This is a genomic window from Priestia sp. SIMBA_032, assembly GCF_046535215.1.
In the GTDB taxonomy this organism is placed as follows: domain Bacteria; phylum Bacillota; class Bacilli; order Bacillales; family Bacillaceae_H; genus Priestia; species Priestia aryabhattai.
Genome location: NZ_JAWRXD010000388.1, coordinates 1 through 303, shown reverse-complemented (window position 1 = coordinate 303; position 303 = coordinate 1). Strand labels below are relative to the sequence as shown.

At 50.5% G+C, this 303-nt stretch carries 1 protein-coding gene; it reads left to right on the top strand.

Features of this window, described 5'->3' with window-relative positions:
• Positions 1 to 109: 109 nt before the first annotated feature.
• The coding region (locus SB717_RS34865; protein WP_410907453.1) for a LysR family transcriptional regulator at positions 110 to 303 on the top strand (194 nt) is incomplete at its 3' end.

The following is a 303-nucleotide window of genomic DNA, read 5'->3' as shown; positions in this document are numbered from 1 at the left end:
GAAGGCGAAATAAGGCCGAGTCATAAAAGCATACCAAGATGGCAACAGATCTGTCCTGATTGTGTTCGATGGGGGCATGTTCTACAAATGATTTAACCTTCGCTGTTCGATGAAAAACTGCGCTATGCGACCAATGCCGCCGCTGAAGGCTCTAATTGCGTTTGAAGCAGCAATGCGACTTGGCAGTTTCACTCTTGCGTCGCAAGAACTTAACCTTACGCCCGGTGCAGTCGGTCAGCAAATCCATAAGCTTGAAGACTGGCTTGGCATCGCGCTGTTCGTGCGACAGACGCGGCAGGTAAC